This is a genomic window from Pseudomonas sp. WS 5410 (assembly GCF_012985645.1).
Lineage (GTDB): Bacteria > Pseudomonadota > Gammaproteobacteria > Pseudomonadales > Pseudomonadaceae > Aquipseudomonas > Aquipseudomonas shahriarae.
On the sequence record NZ_JAAQWS010000027.1, the window covers coordinates 1 to 21,826 of the forward strand.

10 protein-coding genes are annotated in these 21,826 nt (G+C 63.8%); 3 read left to right on the forward strand and 7 right to left on the reverse strand.

Annotation, left to right across the window (positions count from 1 at the left end):
• Together HBO24_RS26775 and HBO24_RS26780 are read right to left on the reverse strand one after the other, a co-directional pair.
• Window positions 1-1,711, reverse strand: a 1,711-nt coding sequence (locus tag HBO24_RS26775; protein WP_170060682.1) for a condensation domain-containing protein, incomplete at its 3' end; no start/stop codon positions are given.
• Window positions 1,704-13,997: a non-ribosomal peptide synthase/polyketide synthase gene (locus HBO24_RS26780; RefSeq protein ID WP_170060683.1), complete on the reverse strand. Its 12,294-nt coding sequence runs from the start codon at window positions 13,995-13,997 to the stop codon at window positions 1,704-1,706. The genes HBO24_RS26780 and HBO24_RS26775, both read right to left, overlap by 8 nt.
• Before the next feature lie 196 nt (window positions 13,998-14,193).
• On the opposite strand from HBO24_RS26780, the gene HBO24_RS26785 reads away from it, so the two are divergent.
• Together HBO24_RS26785 and HBO24_RS26790 are read left to right on the forward strand one after the other, a co-directional pair.
• Complete coding sequence (locus HBO24_RS26785) at window positions 14,194-14,445, forward strand: type II toxin-antitoxin system HicA family toxin (protein WP_057439099.1); 252 nt, start codon at window positions 14,194-14,196, stop codon at window positions 14,443-14,445.
• A complete protein-coding gene (locus tag HBO24_RS26790; protein WP_057439100.1) occupies window positions 14,442-14,807 on the forward strand; it encodes a type II toxin-antitoxin system HicB family antitoxin in 366 nt (121 codons plus the stop codon). The genes HBO24_RS26785 and HBO24_RS26790 overlap by 4 nt, the downstream gene beginning before the upstream one ends.
• A gap of 1 nt (window position 14,808) precedes the next feature.
• On the opposite strand, the gene HBO24_RS26795 is transcribed toward HBO24_RS26790, so the two are convergent.
• Window positions 14,809-15,981 (reverse strand): MFS transporter, encoded by a 1,173-nt coding sequence (locus HBO24_RS26795; RefSeq protein WP_169961242.1) that lies wholly within the window; start codon window positions 15,979-15,981, stop codon window positions 14,809-14,811.
• Between the two features lie 142 nt (window positions 15,982-16,123).
• On the opposite strand from HBO24_RS26795, the gene HBO24_RS26800 reads away from it, so the two are divergent.
• Entirely contained in the window at window positions 16,124-16,708 is a 585-nt protein-coding gene (locus HBO24_RS26800; RefSeq protein WP_170060684.1) for a TetR/AcrR family transcriptional regulator, read from the forward strand.
• Between the two features lie 33 nt (window positions 16,709-16,741).
• On the opposite strand, the gene HBO24_RS26805 is transcribed toward HBO24_RS26800, so the two are convergent.
• The 4 genes from HBO24_RS26805 to HBO24_RS26820 form a co-directional block, all read right to left on the reverse strand.
• Window positions 16,742-18,262, reverse strand: coding sequence for an MDR family MFS transporter (locus HBO24_RS26805; RefSeq protein ID WP_170060685.1), 1,521 nt, complete (start codon window positions 18,260-18,262; stop codon window positions 16,742-16,744).
• The gene (locus tag HBO24_RS26810) at window positions 18,252-19,403 is read right to left on the reverse strand and encodes an HlyD family secretion protein (RefSeq protein WP_170060686.1); all 1,152 of its coding nucleotides are present in this window, start codon (window positions 19,401-19,403) and stop codon (window positions 18,252-18,254) included. The genes HBO24_RS26805 and HBO24_RS26810 overlap by 11 nt, the downstream gene beginning before the upstream one ends.
• On the reverse strand, window positions 19,400-20,878 hold the full coding sequence (locus HBO24_RS26815) for a TolC family protein (protein WP_170060687.1): 1,479 nt from the start codon (window positions 20,876-20,878) through the stop codon (window positions 19,400-19,402). The genes HBO24_RS26810 and HBO24_RS26815 overlap by 4 nt, the downstream gene beginning before the upstream one ends.
• A gap of 114 nt (window positions 20,879-20,992) precedes the next feature.
• Window positions 20,993-21,739 (reverse strand): helix-turn-helix transcriptional regulator, encoded by a 747-nt coding sequence (locus tag HBO24_RS26820; RefSeq protein WP_057439104.1) that lies wholly within the window; start codon window positions 21,737-21,739, stop codon window positions 20,993-20,995.
• Window positions 21,740-21,826: the final 87 nt, after the last annotated feature.

Consider the following 21,826-nt stretch of genomic DNA (forward strand, 5'->3'; position numbering starts at 1 on the left):
CGCTGCGTTGCACCGCAATTCCCACCAGTACATCAGGGCCGACACCGGCCGCGATCAGGCGATGGGCCAGGCGGTTGGCCTGCTGGTTGAGTCGGGCAAAGGTCAATGACTGGGTGTCGAAGACCAATGCTACGGCATCCGGGGTGCGGGCGGCCTGGGCTTCGATCAGGTGGTGGATGGCGCTGTCGCGAGGGTAGTCGGCAGTGCTGGCGTTCCAGGTTTGCAACGCCAGGTGCTGTTCAGCGGCGTTGAGCATCGGCAGTTGACCGATGCGCTGCCGTGGATCATCGACCATGCCCTGCAACAATCTCTGCCAATGCCGCGCCATGCGTTCGACGGTCGAGGCGTCAAAGATATCGGTGGCATAGGTGAGGACCGCCGACAGGCCATCAGGGCCGTCGAAGGTATTGAGGGTCAGGTCAAACGGCGCACTGAGGTTCTCCGAGTCGACTGGCGTGCACAGCAATCCGCCCAGGGGTTGGCCATCGGCAAACCGGCCAGTTTCCATCTGATGGTTGAACATCACCTGGAACAGCGGCGTGTGCAGGCTGTTGCGCTCGGGCTGCAGCGCCTCCACCAACTGCTCGAACGGCAGGTCTTGCCAGGTCTGGGCCTCGTGGGCCGCCGCCTTCACCGTCTGCACAAAGTCCGCAAAGGGCTGCTGGCTGTCGAGCGTGGCCTGCATCACCTGGGTATTGACGAAAAAGCCGATGACCCGCTCGGTCTCGGCCCGGTTGCGGTTGGCGGTGGGTACGCCGACGCGAATGTCAGACTGGCCGCTGTAGCGGTGCAACAGCACCTGGAACGACGCCAGCAACAACATGAACGGTCTCACCACTTGCTGCTGCGCCAGGCCCTTGAGGCCGTCGCTCAAGGCACGATCCAACGCCAGCGGCAGCGTCGCCCCACGCTGGTCCGGTGGCCCCAGGCGTGGGCGATCCACCGGTAGTTCAAGCAAGACGTGCTCGCTGCCCAATTTACCGCGCCAGTAATCCAGTTGCCGGCGCCCTTCCCCGGCCTCCAGCCATTGCCGTTGCCAGGCGGCATAGTCAGCGTATTGAATGATCGGTGCCGGCAACGCGCAAGGCGTGCCCGTGACCTGGGCAATGTACAGCGCCAGCAGCTCATCGATCATGATCTGCATCGACCAGCCATCGGTGATGATGTGATGCAACGTCAGTACCAACACGTGCTCATCGTCCGCCAGGCGCAACACCGCGGCGCGCAGCAGCAGATCGTGTTCCAGATCGAACGGCTGGCTGCTCTGCACCTGGACAAACGCCTTGATTACGGACTCGGGGTCGCCTGCCGGGGCAGCCTGCACCGCAAGCTCCACGGCTTCGATGGGCCGCATGATGCATCGCACCTGCTCGCCTTGCTGCACAAATCCGGCGCGCAGCCCTTCATGGCGCGCCAGCACCTGCGACAGGCTGCGTTGCAGCGCCTCGACATCCAGCTCCCCCTTCAAATGCAGCGCCGTACAGATGTTGTAGGCACTGCCCGTTGGGTCGAACTGCCAGAGAAACCATTGCCGCTGCTGGGCATACGACAGTTGCTGGGGCCCGGCTTCGCTAGCCGGCACAATCGGGAAACGCGCGACGTTGACGCCCTGCTGCTCCAGCTTGCGGAACAGTTGCGCACGCTTGGGTGCGCTCAAGTCCTTGATACGCGCCACCAGTTCTGCGGTTTTGGCCCCGCCTTGCTTAAGCATTGGTTTCCTCCAGGTTTTCCTGCTCCAGCTCATCAAGGGCATCGAAGATCAGGTCAAAGTCATCATCCAGGCCATCGTCCCGGGTCGCATCGACCAGCGATTGGGCCAAGGCCCCGAGGCTGTCCTGCGCGTAAAAGTCCTTCACGGCCACGTCTACCCCAAGCACTGCCCGCACACGGGACAGCATCACCACCACTTGCAGGGAGTGCCCGCCCAGGTCGAAGAAGTTGTCGCCAAGCCCCACGCGCTCGACCTTGAGCACCTCTTGCCAGATCCCGGCCAGTTGCTGCTCAAGTTCCGAAACCGGCGCCACATAGGCTTTTTGCGTCTGGCTGACATCCGGTGCCGGCAAGGCCTTGCGGTCCAGTTTGCCGTTGGGGGTCAAGGGCATCTGCGCGACGAATACCAGGTGCGCAGGGATCATGTAGTCGGCCAGATGCTGCTTGAGCCCGGCCTTGATCAACTCGCGCAACGCCGTATGTTGCTCGGTGCTGTCCGTCGATTCGGCGAGCACTACGTAACCCACCAGTTGCGGGCCGCTGGGTCCATCGAGGGCCACCACGGCCGCTTCGCGCACAGCATCCTGGGCCTGTATGCGCGCTTCGATTTCCCCCAGTTCGATCCGGAAGCCGCGAATTTTCACCTGGTGGTCCAAGCGCCCGAGGTATTCGATCACCCCTTCGGCGCGATAGCGCGCCAGGTCGCCGGTGCGGTACAAGCGCTGGCCGGGCGCACCGAACGGGTCGGGTAGGAAACGTTCGGCAGTCAGGCCTGGGCGCTGGAAGTAGCCGCGCGCCAGGCCATCACCGCCGATCAACAGCTCACCGGGCACGCCGACCGGGGCCAAGGCACCGTCCTGGCTGACGATGTACAGGCCGGTGTTGTCGATCGGCCGCCCCAGCCATGGCTGGCCGTCGAGACGATGGGCGGCTGACCAAATGGTGGTTTCGGTTGGCCCATAGAGGTTCCATACCGCTCCACCGAGGGCGAGCATGCGTGCCGCCAGTTCATCGGCCAGGGCTTCGCCACCGCAGAGCAAGGTGCAGCCCTGCAACGCCGCCACCTGCGGGCTGTCGAGCAACATGCGCCAGGTCGAGGGCGTGGCTTGCAGGGTGTTGACACGCTGGGTAGCCACGGTGGCGAGGATCGCGTCCGGGTCGAGGGTGGTGTCTTTGTCCACCAACACCGCACAGGCGCCAACGGTCAGCGGCAGGTAGATCTCCAGGCCGAAGATATCGAACGAGAAGGTGGTCAGAGACAGGATCCGCTCTCCCACCGCAAGCCCCGGCTGGCGGGCCATGCTCGCAATGAAGTTGCCCAGGGCGCCATGGGGCACCATTACCCCTTTGGGCTTGCCGGTTGAACCGGAGGTGTAGATTGCATAGGCAAGGTTGCCCGGCCCGGCCGATGGCTGCGGGTTGTGGCTCGGATAGCCCGCGAACCAGCCCGCCTCACCGTCCAGCACCAGCGCCTCAACACCGCCTGGAATTGGCAGCGCCCCCAGCAGCGGCGCCTGGGTAATCAGCAACCTCAGGCCGCTGTCTTGCATCATGTACGCCAGGCGATCAGCCGGGTATGCCGGGTCCAGCGGCACATAGGCGCCACCGGCCTTGAGTATCGCCAGCAGGCTGATGATCATCGGCAAGCCGCGCTCCACCGCGATCCCCACCAGACGATCCGGCCCGACACCTTCAGCCAGCAACCGATGCGCCAGTTGGTTGGCCTGTTCGTTGAGCTCGCGATAGGTCAGCGACTGCTGGCCGAACACCAGGGCGACGGCATCGGGAGCGCGCTCAGCCTGGGCCTCGAACAGTTGGTGGATGCATTGCCCGCGCGGGTAATCGACCGCCGCCGGGTTCCATTGCGCGACCATCTGTTGTTGCCGCGCAGCGCCTTGCATCGACAAATCACCCAGCGCCAGCTCGGGCTGATCGAGCATACCCAGCAGCACGTGGCTGAAATGCCCGCTGAGCTCGCTGATGGTGTCGGCGCTAAAGTGCCCATGGCTATAGCGGTAATGCACACTCAGGGTCTGCCCCAGGCTGACCGACAGGCTCAACGGATAATGGGTCTGCTCATGACTCTGCACTTCGCCGAACACCAAGCCTTGCGGCGCGCCGCGCTTGAGGGTTTCGGCCACCGGGTAGTTCTCAAATACCAGCAGGCTGTCGAACAGTGCGTCACCGCTCTGCCCGGCCCAACGCTGGATATCGAACAACGGCGTGTGCTCATGCTCGCGCAGGGCCAGGTTTTGTCCCTGCACGACCTGTAACCATTGGCTGACGGTTTGCTCGGCGCGCGGGCTGGCAACCACCGGCAAGGTATTGATGAACAGCCCAACCTGCTGCTCGATACCCGGCAAGTCAGCCGGGCGACCGGCGACCGTGGCACCAAACGCCACGCAGTCCTGCCCAGTGTAGCGCTGCAACAGCAACAGCCACGCGGCCTGCACCAAGGTGTTGGAGGTGACTTTTTGCTGGCGGGCAAACTCGCTCAGGCGGCGGGTTTGCTCCCCATCCAACATCAAGTGATGGTCGCCGTGACCGGCGGCGGCCTGCCCCTGGCCACTGACCGTCTGTGCCAGCAGGGTCGGCTCCTCCAGTGCCGTCAGGTTGGCGCTCCAGAATTGTTCACTGGCCTGTTGATCCTGGCGTTGCAGCCAGGCGATGTAATCGCGATAGCGCCCAACGGACGGTCCCGGCGCCTGGCCGTCATAACGCTGCAGCACCTCACCCAGGAGTTGCGAATTGCTCCAGCCGTCCATCAGGATGTGATGGTTGGTGTAAAGCAGTTCGCAACGACGGTCATCCACGCGCACCAGTACCAGGCGTAATAGCCCAGGCCGGTTCAAGTCAAAACCCTGAGCCAGTTCGGCAGCAGCCAGCGCTTGCAGCGCAACTGATTGATCGTCGCGCGCGCGCCAGTCGAGCACGGTAAAGGGCACATCAAGCTGCTTGTGCACCACCTGCATCGGCTGCGGCAAACCGCCCTGCCAGGCAAAGGCCGTGCGCAGAATGGCGTGCCCATCGACCACCGCCTGCCACGCTGCGCGAAAGCGTTCTGGGTCCAGGCCGTCCACCGATACTTGCATCTGATTGACGTAATCGCCGCCGCTTTGCTCCAGCAAGCTGTGGAACAACATGCCTTGCTGCATGGCCGAGAGCGGGTAGATGTCTTCGATGGCTTCAGGCGCGCCGGCAAGCACATCCACGTGGGCCTGTGTCAACGCCGCCAGCGGGAAGTCCGACGGTGTCACGCCGTGATGACCGGTTGTGGTGCAGTGCTCGATCACAGCCTTGAGCTCTACAGCCAGGGCATCGGCCAGTGGCTGGATGGTCGCTGCGTCGAACATCTGCTGGCTGAACGTCCAGCCCAGGCACAATTGGCCTTCAAATACCTGGCCGTTGAGGGTCAACCAGTTACCCAGTGGTGCGTCCGGATGCTGCTCAACCCCGGCATGCTCGCCACTGGGCACAAACAACGCCGTTTGCTCGCCTTCAACGGTGCTGTCGAATTGGCCCAGATAGTTGAAGGTGATACGCGGCGCCGGCAGTGCCGCCAGGGTTTGCTGCACGGCAGCGTCACCCAGGTAACGCAAGGCGCCAAAGCCTGCGCCCCGGTTGGGAATGGCGCGCAGTTGTTCCTTGACCTGCTTGATTGAATCTCCCAGCGCCTCGGCAGGCGCCAGACGCACCGGGAACAGGCTGGTGAACCAACCCACGGTGCGGGTCAGGTCCTGATTGTCGAACAGCTCTTCACGGCCATGGCCTTCGAGCTGGATCAGCACCTCGCTGCGTCCCGTCCAGCGCGTGATGACTCGCGCCAGCGCGGTCAGCAGCAGATCGTTGACCTGGGTGCGGTAGGCCGCTGGCGCATCCTGCAACAGGCGCCGGGTCAGCTCGGCATTCAGGCGTGTATCAAGCGTGACGCCGTCGCGACTGCGCAAGCTGGCATCCGGCTTGGCGCCCGGCAGATGGTTGTCGGTTGCGCCCAGTGATTGCCAAAACGAAATCTCGGCTTGCAGCGCGGGACTGCGGGCAAGACCTTGCAGTTGCTCAGCCCAAGTTTTGAACGCGGTGGTCTTGGCCGGTAATCCCAGGGCGGGCTGACGGTAAGCGTCCTGCAGATCTTGCAAGAGGATGCGCCATGACACGCCGTCGACTACCAGGTGGTGAATCGCCACCAGTAAGCGCTGGCTGCCATCGGCACGCTCAAACAACACCGCGCGCAGCAGCGGGCCTTGTTGCAGGTCCAGGCTGGCCTGGGCCTGATCGGCCACCGCCTGGAGCTGGGTTTCATCGTTGACCCGATGCTGCCACAGCAGCTCAGGGTTCGACGCCTCGCCATGGCTGGCGACCCACTGCTCGCCGTCGCGGTAGAAATTCAGGCGCAAGGCATCGTGATGGCCGACCAGCGCCTGCAAGGCCTGGGCGAGTCGTGCGCCGTCCAGGGGGTGCTGGGGCGCAAGCAGCACGGATTGGTTCCAGTGATGGCGCTGGGGAACATCCTCCTCGAAGAACGCCTGCTGCACCGCCAGCAACGGCATGACGCCGGCCACCGGCCCTTGGTCGATGGTCGGCACGCCTTCACCGCTGCGCGTTACGCTGGCCAAACCTTGAATCGTTTGCTGCTCGAACAACGCTTTGGCAGTGAAGTGCAGCCCCGCCTGACGGGCGCGGCTGACCACCTGCATCGACAGGATCGAATCGCCTCCCAGCTCGAAGAAGTTGTCGTTCAAACCCACGCGCGGCAGGTTCAACACTGTTTGCCAGATATCGGCCAGTTGCTGTTGCAGTGCCGTGACCGGTGCCACGTAGTCCTGTTGCAACAGGCTGGCGTCCGGTGCCGGCAGGGCCTTGCGGTCGAGTTTGCCGTTGGAGGTCAGTGGCAAGTGGTCGAGCACCATCCAATGGGTCGGCACCATGTAGTCCGGCATGCTCGCCTTGAGACTGGCCTTGAGGCGCTCGCACAACGAGCGCTCGGCCTGCGCCGGCACGATATAGGCCACCAGTTGCTGGGTGCTTGCGCCTTGATGGGCCAGGACCACCGCGTCACGCACACCGGATTGTTGCAACAGGCGCGATTCGATTTCGCCCAGCTCGATGCGAAAACCACGGATCTTCACCTGATGGTCGATCCGCCCGCAGTAATGCACCACGCCCGCTGCGTCGCGGCGTGCAAGATCGCCAGTGCGATACACGCGGCTGCCGGCCACGGCGGCTAAAGGATCGGGAATAAAACGCTCGGCGGTCAGTGCCGGACGCTGGTGATAACCCTGGGCCAAACCTTCACAGGCAGCGAGACACAACTCACCCACCACGTCATCGGGCACCGGGTTGGCGTCGCGGTCGAGCACATACAGCGCTCGCCCCGGTAAGGCACGACCAATCGGTACGCCATTGGCTTCATCGACATCCTCGAGCTGGCACAAGTGGGTGCTGGACACTACCGTGGCCTCGGTCGGGCCGTAGGTATTGAGCAAGCGCACGCCGCCAAGGCCTGCGGCGTGCCAGAGCTTGAGCCCCTCCACCGACATCGCCTCACCCCCCACGTGCACCTGGCGCAGTCGCCCGCGACTGCGCTGCAGGTCCGCCGCCCAGTCCTGGGCCAGCAGGAACCAATAGGCTGCCGGCAAATCGGCCAAGGTCACGCCGTGTTCGATGATCTGCTCGTACAAGGTCGCCGTGTCCCAGGTTTCATCGCCGCGCAGCACCAGGCAGGCGCCTTCGCACAGCGGCGGGAAGCACTGTTCGACAAAACCGTCGAAGCTGAATGTTGCAAATTGCAGTACCCGATCCTGGGGCGTGAGCTGTGAGTACTCGGCGGCTATCGTGCAGAATTCGCGCAGCGCGCCATGGGCGATGGACACGCCCTTGGGCTGCCCGGTGGAACCGGAGGTGTAGATCACATAGGCCAGATGCTCGGCCTGCGCCAGGTTGGCCAGGTTGGTGCGTGGGTAGTCGCGCTCCGAACCGTCGAGCAGCAGGCACGGCACGCGTGCATCGGCCAGGACGTCGTCGAGTACGCCGGGTTGGCGCAGCAGCAGGTCCATTGCGCTGTCATCAATCATGTAGGCCAGGCGCTGGGCTGGGTAATCGGGGTCCAGTGGCACGTAGGCGGCGCCTGCCTTGAGGATCGCCAACAGGCTGGCAATCATCGCCCCACCGCGACGCACCGCCAGCCCGACGCGCTGGCCGGGCATTACGCCCTGCTCACGCAAGCGATGGGCCAGGCAGTTGGCGCGCTCGTTGAGCTCGGCATAGGTCCAGCGCTCGTCACCGCTGATCAAGGCCAGGGCATCCGGGGTCGCTGCCGCGCGGCGTTCGATACGCTGGTGCGCCAGCAGCGGGTCGAGTGCCGGCTGTACTGCGGTTTGCTCCAGGGTTGGCTCGCGCAGGCTCAGGTTGCCCAGTGCTTGCTGGTTATCCTCAACAAACTGCGCAAGCAGTTGCAGCAGGCTTGTGCCGATAACGCGTATCTGCTGCGGGCTGAAATCGGCCCGGGCGTAGCTGAAGCCCAGGCTCAGGGTTTCACCCAACTCGATGCCCAGGGTCAGCGGATAGCTGGTCTGTTCATGGTTGTGCAGCCCGCTGAAGCTCAAGCCGGCCGGCGCACCGGCTTGCAGCGCCTGGGACACCGGATAGTTTTCAAACACCAGTAAGGTGTCGAACAGCGCACTACCAGGCTGCCCGGCCCAGCGTTGAATGTCGTACAGCGGTGTGTGCTCATGCTCACGCAGGAGCACACTGTGCGCCTGCACGTGCTGCAGCCAGTTGGCGACGCTATGGGTAGCATCCGGGCTGCAAATGATCGGCAAGGTATTGATAAACAACCCGACCTGCTGCTCGATCCCGGCTAAATGAGCCGGACGCCCGGCCACTGTGGCGCCAAAGGCCACGCTCGACTGGCCGCAATAACGTTGCAGCAAAACCGCCCATGCCGCTTGCAACAGGGTATTGAAGGTGACCTTGTTGTGCCGGGCAAACTCACCCAGGCGCGCGGTGGTGGTTGCGTCCAGCAGTACGTGGTGACTGGCATGGCCACTGCCCTCGCGCGACGCCGGCAAGGCGTTGCCAAGCAAGGTCGGCGCGGGCAGCGCTTGCAGTTGCACGCGCCAGAATTGCTCGCTGGCGCCGGCGTCCTGCGCCAGCAGCCAGCCCACATAGTCGGCATAACGCCCGGTGGCCGGTGGCGGCACTTGTCCGGCGTACCGCTGCAAGACCTCCCCCAGCAGTTGGGCATTGCTCCAGCCATCCATCAGGATGTGGTGGCTGGTGTAGATCAGCTCATAACGCCGGGCCGCCAGCGGTACTAGCACCAGGCGCAACAACGGCGCCTGGTGCAGGTCGAAGCCTTGTTCGCGCTGTTCAAGGGCCAAACGATCGAGGTCGTCAGGAGCGCTCTCCAGCACTGTCAGCGGCAATTGCACCGAGCGCTGGATCGCTTGCATCGCCTGCGCCTGGCCTTCCCAGACACATCGTGCGCGAAGCACTTCATGGCGCTCCAGCACCGCCTCCCAGCACTGGGCAAACCGCGCCACGTCCAGGCCTTCAATGGTCAGGCGCAGTTGATTGATGTAGGCGCCGGGCTCGGCATCGTAGGCGCTGTGGAACAGCATGCCCTGCTGCATCGGCGACAGCGGATAGAGGTCCTCGATCTGCGCCAATGGCAGGCCCAGGCCTTCCAGTTGTGCCTGGTCGAGGCTGACCAGCGGGAAGTCCGAAGGCGTCGCGCCGCCCTGTTGTGGATCGAGGCAGTGTTCAATCAGTTCGTGCAAGGTGCGCGCGCAGCTGTCCACCAGGGCCTGGATGGTGTCCCGACGAAAGACTTCGCCACTGAAGCTCCAGTCCAGTTCCAGTTCACCGGCGTAGACCCGCCCTTCCACACTCAGCCAGTTAGCCAAGGGTGCGCCCAGGCTCTGGGCCTGGCCGCCGCCTTCGCTGGCCGGTACGAACAACGCATCCTCACCAAATTGCTGGTCGAACTGCCCCAGGTAATTAAAGGTAATCCTTGGCTGGGCCAAGACCGCCAGTTCATTGGCCGCCGCGCCGTAGCGCAACACACCATAGCCTATGCCCTTGTTGGGCACCTGGCGCAACTGTTCCTTGATCGCCTTGAGGGTGGCACCCAGCTCGACGCTTGGCGTCAGGCGCAACGGGTAGAGGCTGGTGAACCAGCCCACGGTGCGAGTCAGGTCGATGTCATCGAAAAGCTCTTCACGACCGTGGCCTTCCAGCTGGATCAGCGCCGAAGGGTGTCCGGTCCATTGACAAATCGTGCGCGCCAGGGCCGCCAGCAACAGGTCGTTGACCTGAGTACGGTACGCCGCTGGCGCCTGTTGCAGCAGTTGACGGGTTTGCTCGCGGTCCAGGCGCCAGCGGATATGTTCAGCCACTGCCTGGGTTTGCCGGCCCTGCGGGTTATCCCGGGGCAAGTCGTTTGCCACGCCCTGCAATTGTTCGCGCCAGTACGCCAACTCAGCCAGCAGCGCCGGGCTGCGGCTGTAGTCGTCCAAGCGTACTGCCCACTGCTGGTAGGCGCTGGTCTTGTGCGCCGTGGTCAGCGGTTGGCCGGCCACGCCTTGGCCGTAGCCGCGCTGCAAGTCTTCCAGCAACACACGCCAGGACACCCCATCCACCACGAGGTGATGCAGCACCAGCAACAGGCGCTGGCTGCCGTCGGCCATGTCCACGAGCAAGGCCCGCATCAACGGGCCGTGCTCCAGGTCCAGGCTGGCCTGGGCGAGATCACAGTGCTCACGCAATTCCTCGACGCTGGCGGCCTGGCGCTGCCACAACTCCACAGTTGCCGACGGGGCATGAGTCTGTTCCCAGCCCTCCCCGCGCTCGACAAAGCGCAGACGCAAGGCATCGTGTTGCGCCACCAGCGCCTGCAACGCGCCAGCCAGTGCTGTGACGTCTACCGGCTGACGCGGAGTCAGCAGCAGCGACTGGTTCCAGTGCTGGCGTGTGGGAATATCCTCGGCAAAGAACCATTGCTGCACCGGGGTCAACAGCACCGGCCCCTGGACCGGGCCTTGCTCGATGGCCAGCGCCGACACTTCACGCGCGGCAGCGGCCAGGCTGCGTAGGGTCTGGTGACGGAACAGGTCGCTGGGCGCCAGTTGCAAACCGGCCTGGCGGGCACGGCTGACCAACTGGATCGACACGATGGAGTCGCCGCCCAGTTCGAAAAAGTTGTCATCCAGGCCAATCTGCGACTGCCCAAGAATGTCTTGCCAGATCCCGGCAAGCAGCAGTTGCCGTGGATCCTGCGGCGCACTGAACGCCTGCACCTTGGCCTCACCGGCCCGCGGCAGCGCCTTGCGGTCCAGCTTGCCATTGGGGGTCGAGGGAAACTGTGCCAAGGCCATGGTCACCGTTGGCAGCATGTATTCAGGCAAAGTTTCGGCCAGGTACGCATGCAACGTTTGCGTGAATACCTCGTGATCCTGGGGCATTGCTGTCGGCACCACGTAGGCCACCAGCAAGCGTCCATCCTGGGCGATCACCAGTGCTTCCTTGATTTGCGGGTGACTGAGCAGGCGCGCTTCGATCTCCCCCAGCTCAATCCGCAGGCCACGGATCTTCACTTGATGGTCGATCCGCCCGACGTACTCGATCACGCCATCGGCGCGATAGCGGGTCAGGTCGCCAGTGCGGTACAGCCGTTCGCCAGTACTGGAGAACGGGTTGGGTACGTATTTTTCGGCAGTCATCGCGGCCCGGCCCAGATAGCCCCGGGTGAGCCCGGCGCCGGCCAGGTGCAGCTCGGCAGCCACCCCGGTAGGCACCGGTTGCAGGTCGGCATCGAGGATATAACCCTGGGTGTTGCTCAACGGCCGGCCAATGGACGGCTGGCCCAAGGCTTCGCGAGGGGTCCAGGTGGAATAGGTGGTGTCTTCGGACGGGCCGTACAGATCAAAGACCTGCTTGATCGACGGTTGCTGATAGAGGCGGTCCACGAGGGATTGCTTGAGCGGCTCGCCGGCCAGGTTGATGATGCGCACACTCTCGGGGATCTGCCCGGCACGCTGCAAGGCATTGATGGCCGAGGGTACGGTGTTGATCAGGCGCACCTGGTCACGGGCCGGCAGCTCGGGCAGTTCCAGGGCATTGCGGGCAAGGATCAGCGAGCCGCCGTTGGCCAGGGTGACGAAAATCTCCCACACCGAGAGGTCGAAACACACCGAAGTGGAAGCCAGCACACCCTGGATATCTTCGCGACTGTAGACCTGCTGCGACCAGTGGATCAGTGCCAGTACGTTGCCATGGGCAATGGCTACGCCCTTGGGCTTGCCGGTGGAGCCGGAGGTGTAGATCACGTAGGCCAGGTTGTTGGGCGCAACCTGGGTGACCGGTGCGCTCAACGGGTAGCCAGCCAGTTGATCCATCTGCAACACCTGGGCCTGGGTCTGAGGCAAGTCGGCGAGCAGCTCGGCCTCGGTCAGCAGCACCTGAGCGCGACTGTCTTGCAGCATGTAGGCGACGCGGTCAGCCGGGTAATCCGGGTCCAGCGGCACATAGGCGCCGCCGGCCTTGAGCACGCCAAGCAAGGCAACGATCAAGGCGTCGGTGCGCTGCATGGCCACGCCAACGCGCACTTCGGGGCCAACGCCCAGCTCGATCAGCTTGTGCGCCAGTTGATTGGCCTGGCCGTCCAATTGGCGATAACTCAGAGTCTTGCTGCCAAAGGTCAGGGCCAGAGCGTCGGGCTGGCGCTCCACCTGCTCGGCGATCAGTCGATGGATGCTGCGCGCTTGCGGGTACTCAGAGGCGGTGGCGTTCCAGCCATGAATTTGCTGCTGATAGTCGCTGGCGTCGAGCATCGGCAACTCAGCCACGCGCTGCTGTACGTTGTCGATCATGCCGCCGAGCAAGTGGCTCCAGTGGCGGGCCATACGCTCGATGGTGGCGGGCGTGAACAGGTCGGTGGCGAAGGTCAATGCAGCGCGCAGGGTGCCGCCCTTTTCCCAGGTGTCGAGGCTGAGGTCGAACTGAGTGGTGCGGCTCTGCCACTCGACCAGGCTCAGGGAGAGTCCGGATTCCAGCACCAGCGCTTCTAGGTCTGCCACTTGTGGCTGGTGGTTGTAAAGCACCTGGAACAGTGGCGTGTGGCTCAGGCTGCGCTCCGGCTTGAGCGCCTCGACCAGGCGCTCGAACGGCAGGTCCTGGTGGGCCTGGGCGCCATTGACCACATCCTTGAGCCCCTGCAACAGGTCGCTGACCCGCGCCTGCCCATCAACGTGGGCAGCCATGACTTGAGTGTTGACGAACAGCCCGATCAGGCCCTCGGTTTCACCGCGATGCCGGTTGGCAATCGGCACGCCTACCCGCAGGTCAGTCTGGCCGGTGTAGCGAAACAGCAGGATCTTGAACGCTGCCAGCAGCACGGTGAACAACGATACGTTCTGCTGGCGAGCCAACAACCGCGCACCGTCGGCCAAGGCTGCCGGCAAGGCGAACTCATAGCGCTGGCCCTGATGGCTGGCCACGACTGGGCGTGCAAAGTCCGTTGGCAACTCCAGCACCGGGTGTTCATCGCCCAACTGTTCGCGCCAGTAATCCAGCTGCCGCGCCTGCTCCCCCGCCTCCAGCCAGCGGCGCTGCCACAAGGCGTAGTCGCTGTACTGGATCGGCAGGTCTGGCAGTTGCGGCGACTGGTTGCGTTCAAAGGCGTCATAGCATCGGATGAACTCGTCGATCAGCACGTTCATCGACCAGCCGTCCGAGACGATGTGATGCAGGGTCAGCAGCAACACATGCTCTTGCTCGGCGAGTTTGAGCAATTGCACGCGCAACAAGGGGCCATTGGCCAGGTCGAAGGGCTGCAGCGATTGCGCGGTGGCGGCAGCCATCACCGCCTGTTCACGCTCAACCGGCGGCAAGTTGCCAAGATCCAGTGGTTCAATCGCTAACGCAGGCTGGCAGGGCACTTGCACCAGGCGCTCATCGGCCTGGCGCTGGAACACTGTGCGCAGGGTTTCATGCCGCGCGATCAGGCTGGCAAACGCCTGCTCGATGGCCGGCAGGCTCAAGGTGCCCTTTAGACGCACCGCTCCCGGCAGGTTATAGGCTGCGCTGGCAGGATCCAGTTGCCAGAGAAACCACATACGCTGCTGGGCGTAGGACAACGCCTGGCGATCCTCGGCATCGACCTGGGCCGGAATCGGAAAACGCGAGAAGTCGATCCCTTCCTTTTGCAGCGCCTGGAGGAACAACTGGCGTTTTTCCAGGGGCAACCCGATAAACCGGCGAGCAAGTTTCAAGGAGTCTTCAGCGTTCATTTCTTGGGATCCGGAGCAATAGGCAGGAAGCACAAAGGCACGTCGTCCCTATAAAACGAATCCAGGCGGGAAAAATTAGCGCAGGCGATTGCAGTCATCGGGCGTTACATCAAACCCGGGAGAAGTCCGCGAAGCGGCCCTATCATTGACGGAGCACTGTATTTGCAACTACATTTAGTTACACGCAGGGAGCGCCGTGTCCAAAAATGAAAAGCTGCTCGCCAAACTGCTTAACCTGCAGATGGCATTTACCTGGCCTGAGCTCGTGACATTGTTAGGCTGGCTGGGTTACCGACAAATCGAAGGGGCTGGGAGCCGCGTCAAGTTCGACATAGGCGACCCGAGTGCAATGATCACCTTGCACAAGCCCCACCCTGGCAATGAACTGAAGTACTACATTCGGCGCCAGATCATTGAACAGTTGGAATCAGGAGGCTTGATTCAGTGAGCAACCAGTTGAAACACAAAGGTTACATCGGCTCCATAGAAGCCAGCGTCGAGGACAATTGCCTGTTCGGCAAGCTGCTGTTTATCCGCTCCCTGGTCAGTTACGAAGGGCAGACCGTGGCCCAATTGGAGGCCGCCTTTCGCGAGGCCGTGGAGGATTATCTGGCTACTTGCCAGACCCTGGGCCAGGCACCGGAAAAGCCCTGCAAAGGCTCCTTCAATGTACGGGTCGGCCATGATCTGCACCTGGCTGCGGCCCTGGCGGCGACGCAGAAAAAGGTCACGCTCAACGACCTGACACGCCAGGCGCTGAACGAGTTCCTGCGCCATCACCGTACAGACAGCCACCCCGCCCTGGGGTGACTCATCCCAGGCGGCGGTAGCCCAATAAAGCGGACACCAGCACCACTGCCCCGGCCATCAGCGCCACCCAGAACCCGCTGGCGGCGCCAAAGTGGTCGATCATCCAGCCGGAACTCGCGGCACCGATGGCCACGCCGATACTCAAGCCGGTGATCAGCCAGGTCATGCCTTCGGTCAGGCGGCTGGGTGGCACGACCTGCTCCACCAGCGCCATGGACACAATCAAGGTCGGGGCAAAAAACAGCCCGGACACAAACACCGCCAATGCCAGCCCGAGGATATCCCCCACCCACAGCAGTGGCAGGGTTGTCAGGGCAGTGGCCAGGCCACAGAGCAGGAACTGCCGGGGCAAGGGCATGTTCAGCTTCAGCGCACCGAAGGCCAGCCCCGCCAGGCACGAGCCGATGGCATACACCGACAGCACGATACTCGCGGCAGCCGGCTGGCCCTGGTGCTGGGCGAACGCCACGCTGACCACGTCTACCACCCCGACAATGGTGCCCATGGCCACCAGTAGGATTATCAACACCAGCACCGACGGCTGGGTGATCAACCAACTGCCCTGGTGCTCAAGTTGCGCGTGAATGGCAGGCTCGGTCTGTTTTTGCAGAACAAAGGCGGTCACACCAACCGCCAACAGGATCGCCCCCACCAGCGGCCCCGCCTCGGGAAACAGCAGCACACACAATCCCACCGACAGCGGCGGGCCGAGGATAAAGCACACCTCGTCGAGCACCGATTCCAGGGCAAAGGCTGTTTGCAAACGTGGCTGGCCACGGTAGATCTCGGTCCAGCGCGCCCGCACCATGGCCGACATGTTGGGCATGCAACCGGCCAGGGCGGCAAAGATAAACAGGGTCCAGTCCGGCGCCTGCAAACGGGTACACAGCAACAACAGCAACAACGCCCCGCCGCCGATCATGGCTGCCGCCGGCAAGACGCGGCCCTGGCCATAACGGTCTACCAGTCGCGAAACCTGCGGGGCGCAAAAGGCCGTGGCCAGGGCAAATGTTGCCGCCACCGCGCCCGCCAACCCATAACCGCCACGCAGTTGGGACAACATGGTGATCAGCCCGATACCGGTCATGGATATCGGCATGCGAGCGAGCATGCCGGCCGATACAAAAGCCCTGGAACCTGGCGCCTGGAACAGCTCGGCGTAGGGGTTTGCCATGGTGCGTGACCTCTTGCTGGGAGCCCTGGAGCTTGCCATTCAATGCAATCCGGGGAAAAGATATACGGTGCGTATGTGACAAATCATGAGTAACATACGCGGCGTATGTCAACCACTCACCCGCAACTAGCGAGCGTTTTCCATGAGCCGAGCCCGCGCCGAGATGATTGAAGAAACCCGCGCCCGCCTGTTGGCCAGCGCCCGCCATGCCTTTGCCACCCAAGGCTTTGCCAACACCTCGATGGATGATTTTACCGCCCGCGCCGGCCTTACCCGTGGGGCGCTGTACCATCACTTTGGCGACAAGAAAGGACTGCTGGCCGCGGTGGTCGCGCAACTCGACAGCGAAATGGATGACCGTCTGCAACAAATCAGCACTCAGGCCAACAACCCCTGGGACGGTTTTTGCGAGCGCTGCCGCGCCTACCTGCACATGGCCCAGGATCCCGAGATCCAGCGGATCGTGCTGCAAGATGCACCGGCGGTGCTGGGTGCAGACGTGGGGGCCCAGCAGCACTGCATCGAATCATTGCGTCGGCTGCTGGATGAATTGATGCAGGCCGGGCTTATCGAGCATGCCCCCAGCCTGGCACTGGCCCGGTTGATCAATGGCAGCCTGGTAGATACGGCGCAATGGATTGCCCATGCCGAACGCCCGGACGAATGCCTGGAGCAAGCGCTGCAAGGCCTGGAGTTGCTGCTGCGGGGGCTGAAACCCAATCGCTGAATTGCTCGCCACAACACGAACCCGCGACAGCCATCAAGTGCGACGAAGCAGCAACGCCGCCACCGCACACAAGGTCAGCGCCACACACGCCAGGTAGAACGCGTCGCTGTAAGCCATCAAAAATGCCTGGTGCCGCACGCTCTGGTCGAGCAACCCCAGCACTTGCTGCTGCTCCGGCCATTGCTCCTGCAACAATCCGCCGCCCGGCAAATGTTGCTGCAAAGCCGGTTCGAAAATGCTCAACGATTCACCGATGCGCGCCGAATGCACCTGCTCGCGCACCACCACCAGTTGCGCCAGCAGGGCCGTGCCCACCGCGCCGCCCAGGTTGCGCAACATCGAGAACACTGCCGAGGCCGAGCCGGACTGTGCCTTGGCCAGCCCATGCACCGCCAGCACCGACAGCGCCACCATGATCAGCGGCTGGCCAATGCCGCGCACCACGATCGAGGGGATGATCACGTTGCTGGCGCTGTCTGCCGACAAGTGCGCGCCCATCCAGCAGCCCAGGGCCATGATCGCAAAACCGGAGGCCACGAGAATTTTTGCGCTCAACCACTTCATCAGTCGTGGCAGGAACGGCGCCAGCACCAGTTGCACCAGGCCATAGGCAATCAGGCTGACGCCAATTTCGCTGGCGTTGTAGCCCTGCATCTGTGACAGGTAATTGGGCACCAGGAATACCAGGCCGTACGTGCTGGCACCGAAGATAAACATCGCCACACTGGCCACGCCAAAGTTGTAGTGCGCCAACAACCGCAGATTGATAAAGCTTTTGCGGCCCCACAATTGCCGGCTGACAAAGCCCACCAGGCCCATCGCCGCCGCCACGCTCATCCAGCCGATAAACGCCGAACCGAACCAATCCTTGCGCCCGCCCTCCTCCAATACGATCTGCAACGCCCCCAGGCCCAGGACCATGCAGGCGATGCCCAACCAGTCGCCCTGGCGCAACAGCCCAAGGTTCATCGGCTGGCGATCAATGGACCAGGCCACTGCCGCCAACAGCGCGATACCGGGAAACAGTTGCAGGTAGAAGATCCAGCGCCACGAATACACATCGGTCAGCCAGCCACCAATGGACGGCCCTGCGGCCTGGGCCACACTGTTGGCCAGGCTGAACAGGGCCATGCCCAGGGGGATCTTGCTGGCGGGCAGTTCGGTGATGATCAACTGAAACGATAACGGAATCAGCACCGCCCCCGCCGCCCCCTGAATGACCCGGATGACGATCATCACCGGCAGGTTCGGCGCCATCGAACAGGCCACCGAGGCCACCAGGAAAACCCCGGAGCCCCACAGCATCACCCGCCGCAACGAGAACACCTGCACCAGCCACGCGGTGAGCGGGATCATGATGATTTCCGCCACCAGATAGGCCGTGGAAATCCACGAGCCCTCCTCGAACGTGGCCCCCAGCGCACCTTCGATTTCCGGCAGGGCGGCGCTGGTGACATGCACATTCATGCCGGCCATGAAGCAGCCGAACAAACCACCGATCACCGCGACCCAGGCGCGAAACGAAACGTTCGAGGTGCGCCCATCAGCCTCCATGGGAACCGTCCTGCTGGCTGGCCGGGCGGGTGTCCACCGTGGCGATCACGGACATCCCCGGCAAGATCACGGGTGCATTCGTCTCGTCGGCCACCAGGCGGATCTTCACCGCAAAGCGCTGCACGATCTTGGTGAAATTGCCGGTGGCGTTGTCCGGGGGCAACAAGGCGAACACCGCACCGGAACCGGGGGCGATGCTTTCGATCTGGCCGCGCCAGTGCTGGCCGGAAAAACTGTCCACCGCGATATCGACCGCCTGCCCCGGCGCCATGTGCTGCAACTGGGTTTCCTTGTAGTTGGCGATCACATAGGCCTGTGCCACCGGCACCACCGCCAACAAAGGCAGACCCGGCATCACATACTGCTGGCGGCGGACCTTGCGCTGGCCCACTACGCCGTCGAACGGCGCGCGGATCGCTGTGTCATTCAAGGCATTCTGGGCCAGGGCCAAGTTGGCCTGGGCCTCACCCACCCGGGCCTGGGATTCGGCGATCCGCGCCTTCGCCTGCTGGCGGCGCGCCTGCAGCACCTGGCACTGGGCCTGCTGCCGGGCCACTTGGGCACGGGCTTCGGTCACCGCTGCCAATGCCTTGGCCCGCCCGGCGCTAGCGGTTTCCAGGCGCTCGCGGGTGGCGATCTGTTGATCCACCAGATCGCGGTAGCGCTGGAAGTCCAGGCGCGCACGATGGGCCTCGGCCTCGCTGCTATGCAGGGCAGCCTGGGCCTGGGCGATACGTTGCTGCTGCTCGTCGAGCCGTGCGTCGAGAGTGGTCAGGCTGGACTGGCGGGCGTTCGCCGCCGCCCGGGCTTGCTGCAACCGCGCCTGGGTGCTGCGCAGCTGCTCGACAAAATCACGCTCATCCAGGCGCACCAGCACATCCCCGGCCTTGACCGGCTGGTTGTCCTCCACCAGCACCTGGGCCACATAGCCGGCAATCCGCGGGCTGACGGCGACCCAATCAGCGCGCACGTAGGCGTCGTCGGTCTCTTCCAGAAATCGCCCCAACTGCCACCAATACGCGGCAAACAGCCCCGCCCCCAACAGCGTCACCAGTGATGCGCCCGTCAGCAGGGCGCGGCGATGGCGCTGCATCAAGCTGGAAGTGGATGGCAGGATCGCGGGTTCAACAGCCTGGTTCATGGCTTGGCTCCAAGGGCAGCAAGGGGTGAGGGGTGAGGTTGATCATTGCGTTGCCAGCCACCACCGAGCGCCTGGAACAGGTCGATCTGGCGGTTGATCAAGCGCAGGTCGGCCTGGGCCACGCGGGCCTGGAGGTTGACCAGGTTGCGCTCGCTGTCCAGCAGTTGCAGGGCATCAAGGGCTCCGGCCCGATAGCTGCGGGTGGCCAGCTCATGGGCCTGCTGGCTGTTGTCCAGCGCGGCCTGCAGGGCTTGGCGGCGCTGTTGTTCGCCCTGGTACAGCGCCAGGGCTTGTTCGACTTGTTTCAAGGCACGCAGTACCGTGCCGTCGAAACGCGCCTGGGCCTCGCGCGCCTGGGCCCGGCGCTGGCTCACTTGGGCCTGGGCAACCCCGCGCTGGGGAAAGCGCCAGGACAGCAACGGCCCCACGGAGTACACCAGCGCTTCACTGGTCCCCAGCTTGCCCAGGCTGCTCGCGGAGGACTCCAGCGCGGCACCGAAGGTCACCCGTGGATACAACTCGGCGCGAGCGACACCAATGGCCAGCGTGGCCGCTTGCAGCTGGCGCTCGGCACGGCGAATATCGGCCCGTCGCTGCACCAGCGCCCAGCCATCGCCCACGGGCAGCGGCGCCTGCAATTGTGGGCGCCGGGCACAGGTTTGCCGGGCCACCTCCAGGGGCGGCACGCCACTGAGCACCGCCAGCTCATACAGGGCCGCCTGATAGCGCGCGGTCAACATCGGCAGCGGAGCACGGGTTTCTTCCAGCAGGCCATTGAGGCGCGCCAGGTCCAGCGCCGTCGCCGCGCCGGCCTTCTGCAGTGTGCGAGTGACGTCGACACTACGCTCCAACACCTGCACCGAATGACGCTGCACCTGGCGGCTGAACGCGTAGACACAGGCCTGGCCATAGGCCCGGGTGGTCTGCGCGGCCACGGTCACCCGCCATTCGTCTTCCAGCGCCCGCGCCGCATCCGCATCGGCACGGGCGGCGGCCAGGCGATAACGCACCTCGCCCCAGAGGTCGAGGGTGTAGCTCAGGGAAAATCCAGGGGCGTGGCTCCACTGGGTCTCGGCCCGCTCATCGCGGGCCTGGGCCAGGGTCTGGTCGTCTCGGCTGCGGCCGTAACCGACGCCGTAGGTCAGAAGAGTCGAGGGTTGGCGTTCGCCATCTACCTGCTCCAGGCGCGCCAATAGCGCGTCGACATGGGCGGCGGCGGCGGCAAGGTCTTGGTTATGGTTCAGGGCCTGCTCTACAAGCCGGTCCAATTGCGGGTCACGGTAAAGCTGCCACCAGCGCTCGGGCAGCGGTTGGGCCGCTGACCCGCTGGACAATTGCGGCGCCGCCCGGGCCGTCAGCTGCGCTGCGGGCTCGTCGGGCAGGCCACGGCATCCGGCTAGCGCACCCAGCAAAAGCAGGGTCAGAACTGCCGGGGGGTGACTGCTGGTGGAGGGATGAACGACAAGGCTGGGCATCACAAAGCTCGCTGAAGAATGAGCTTTGCAGATTAGGCATGCGCCCTGGCGGATTCGCCCGCGCCAGGGCCATCTATCGTCGCCAAACGGACAATTGGGTTACATGAAGCAACATCAGGCCTGGGGACGAAAATGACTCGGCGGATAACCCAGTGAGCGGCGAAACATCGCGCTGAACGCACTCGGGCTCTGATAACCATGTTCCAGCGCCACCTCCAGGATCGAGGCGCCCTGGGCCAGCAGCTTCAGGCTCAGGGCCAGACGCGCACGCTTGCGCCATTCGCCAAAGCTCATGCCCAGTTCCCGCTGGAAAATCCGGCTCAGGGTGCGCGCACTCATGTTCAGGGTGTCGGCCCAGGATTCCAGGCTGCTGTCATCGGCCGGGTTGCGGATAAACCGGGTACACAACCTGGCCAGGCGGGCTTCGCCAGGCACCGGCACATGCATGGCCACCACCGGCGCGGCCAGCAGCTCCATGCGGATCACTTCCACCATGGCCTGCAAGCGTGGGCTGTTGACTTCACCGGCGATCAGCGTCGCCGCCACGATCAGCTCGCGCAGCAGTGCCGAGACCTCGATCACCTGGCAGGTGCGGCCCAGGCTCGGCTCGACCTCGGGCATCAGGAACAGGGTGCGCATATGCACTTCGCCGGCCATGCGAATCTCGTGGGGCGTCCCGGCGGGTACCCACAACGCATGCCCGGACGGCACCAGCCAACTGCCCTGGGCCGTACTGACCACCATCACCCCGGTGACGCCGTGGATCAATTGCGCCTGGGTATGACAATGGGGATGGACCACTTCGTCGTTGCGGTAGTTGTCGGCATAAGCCTCAAGCCAAGGCCGGTGCACAGTTGTCATGGGCTGCGTCTCACGTCGTTAAGCCACTGATTCTAACTAAAAGCCCGCTGGCGAAAACGATAGATATAGACAGCCATCGTCGCATTC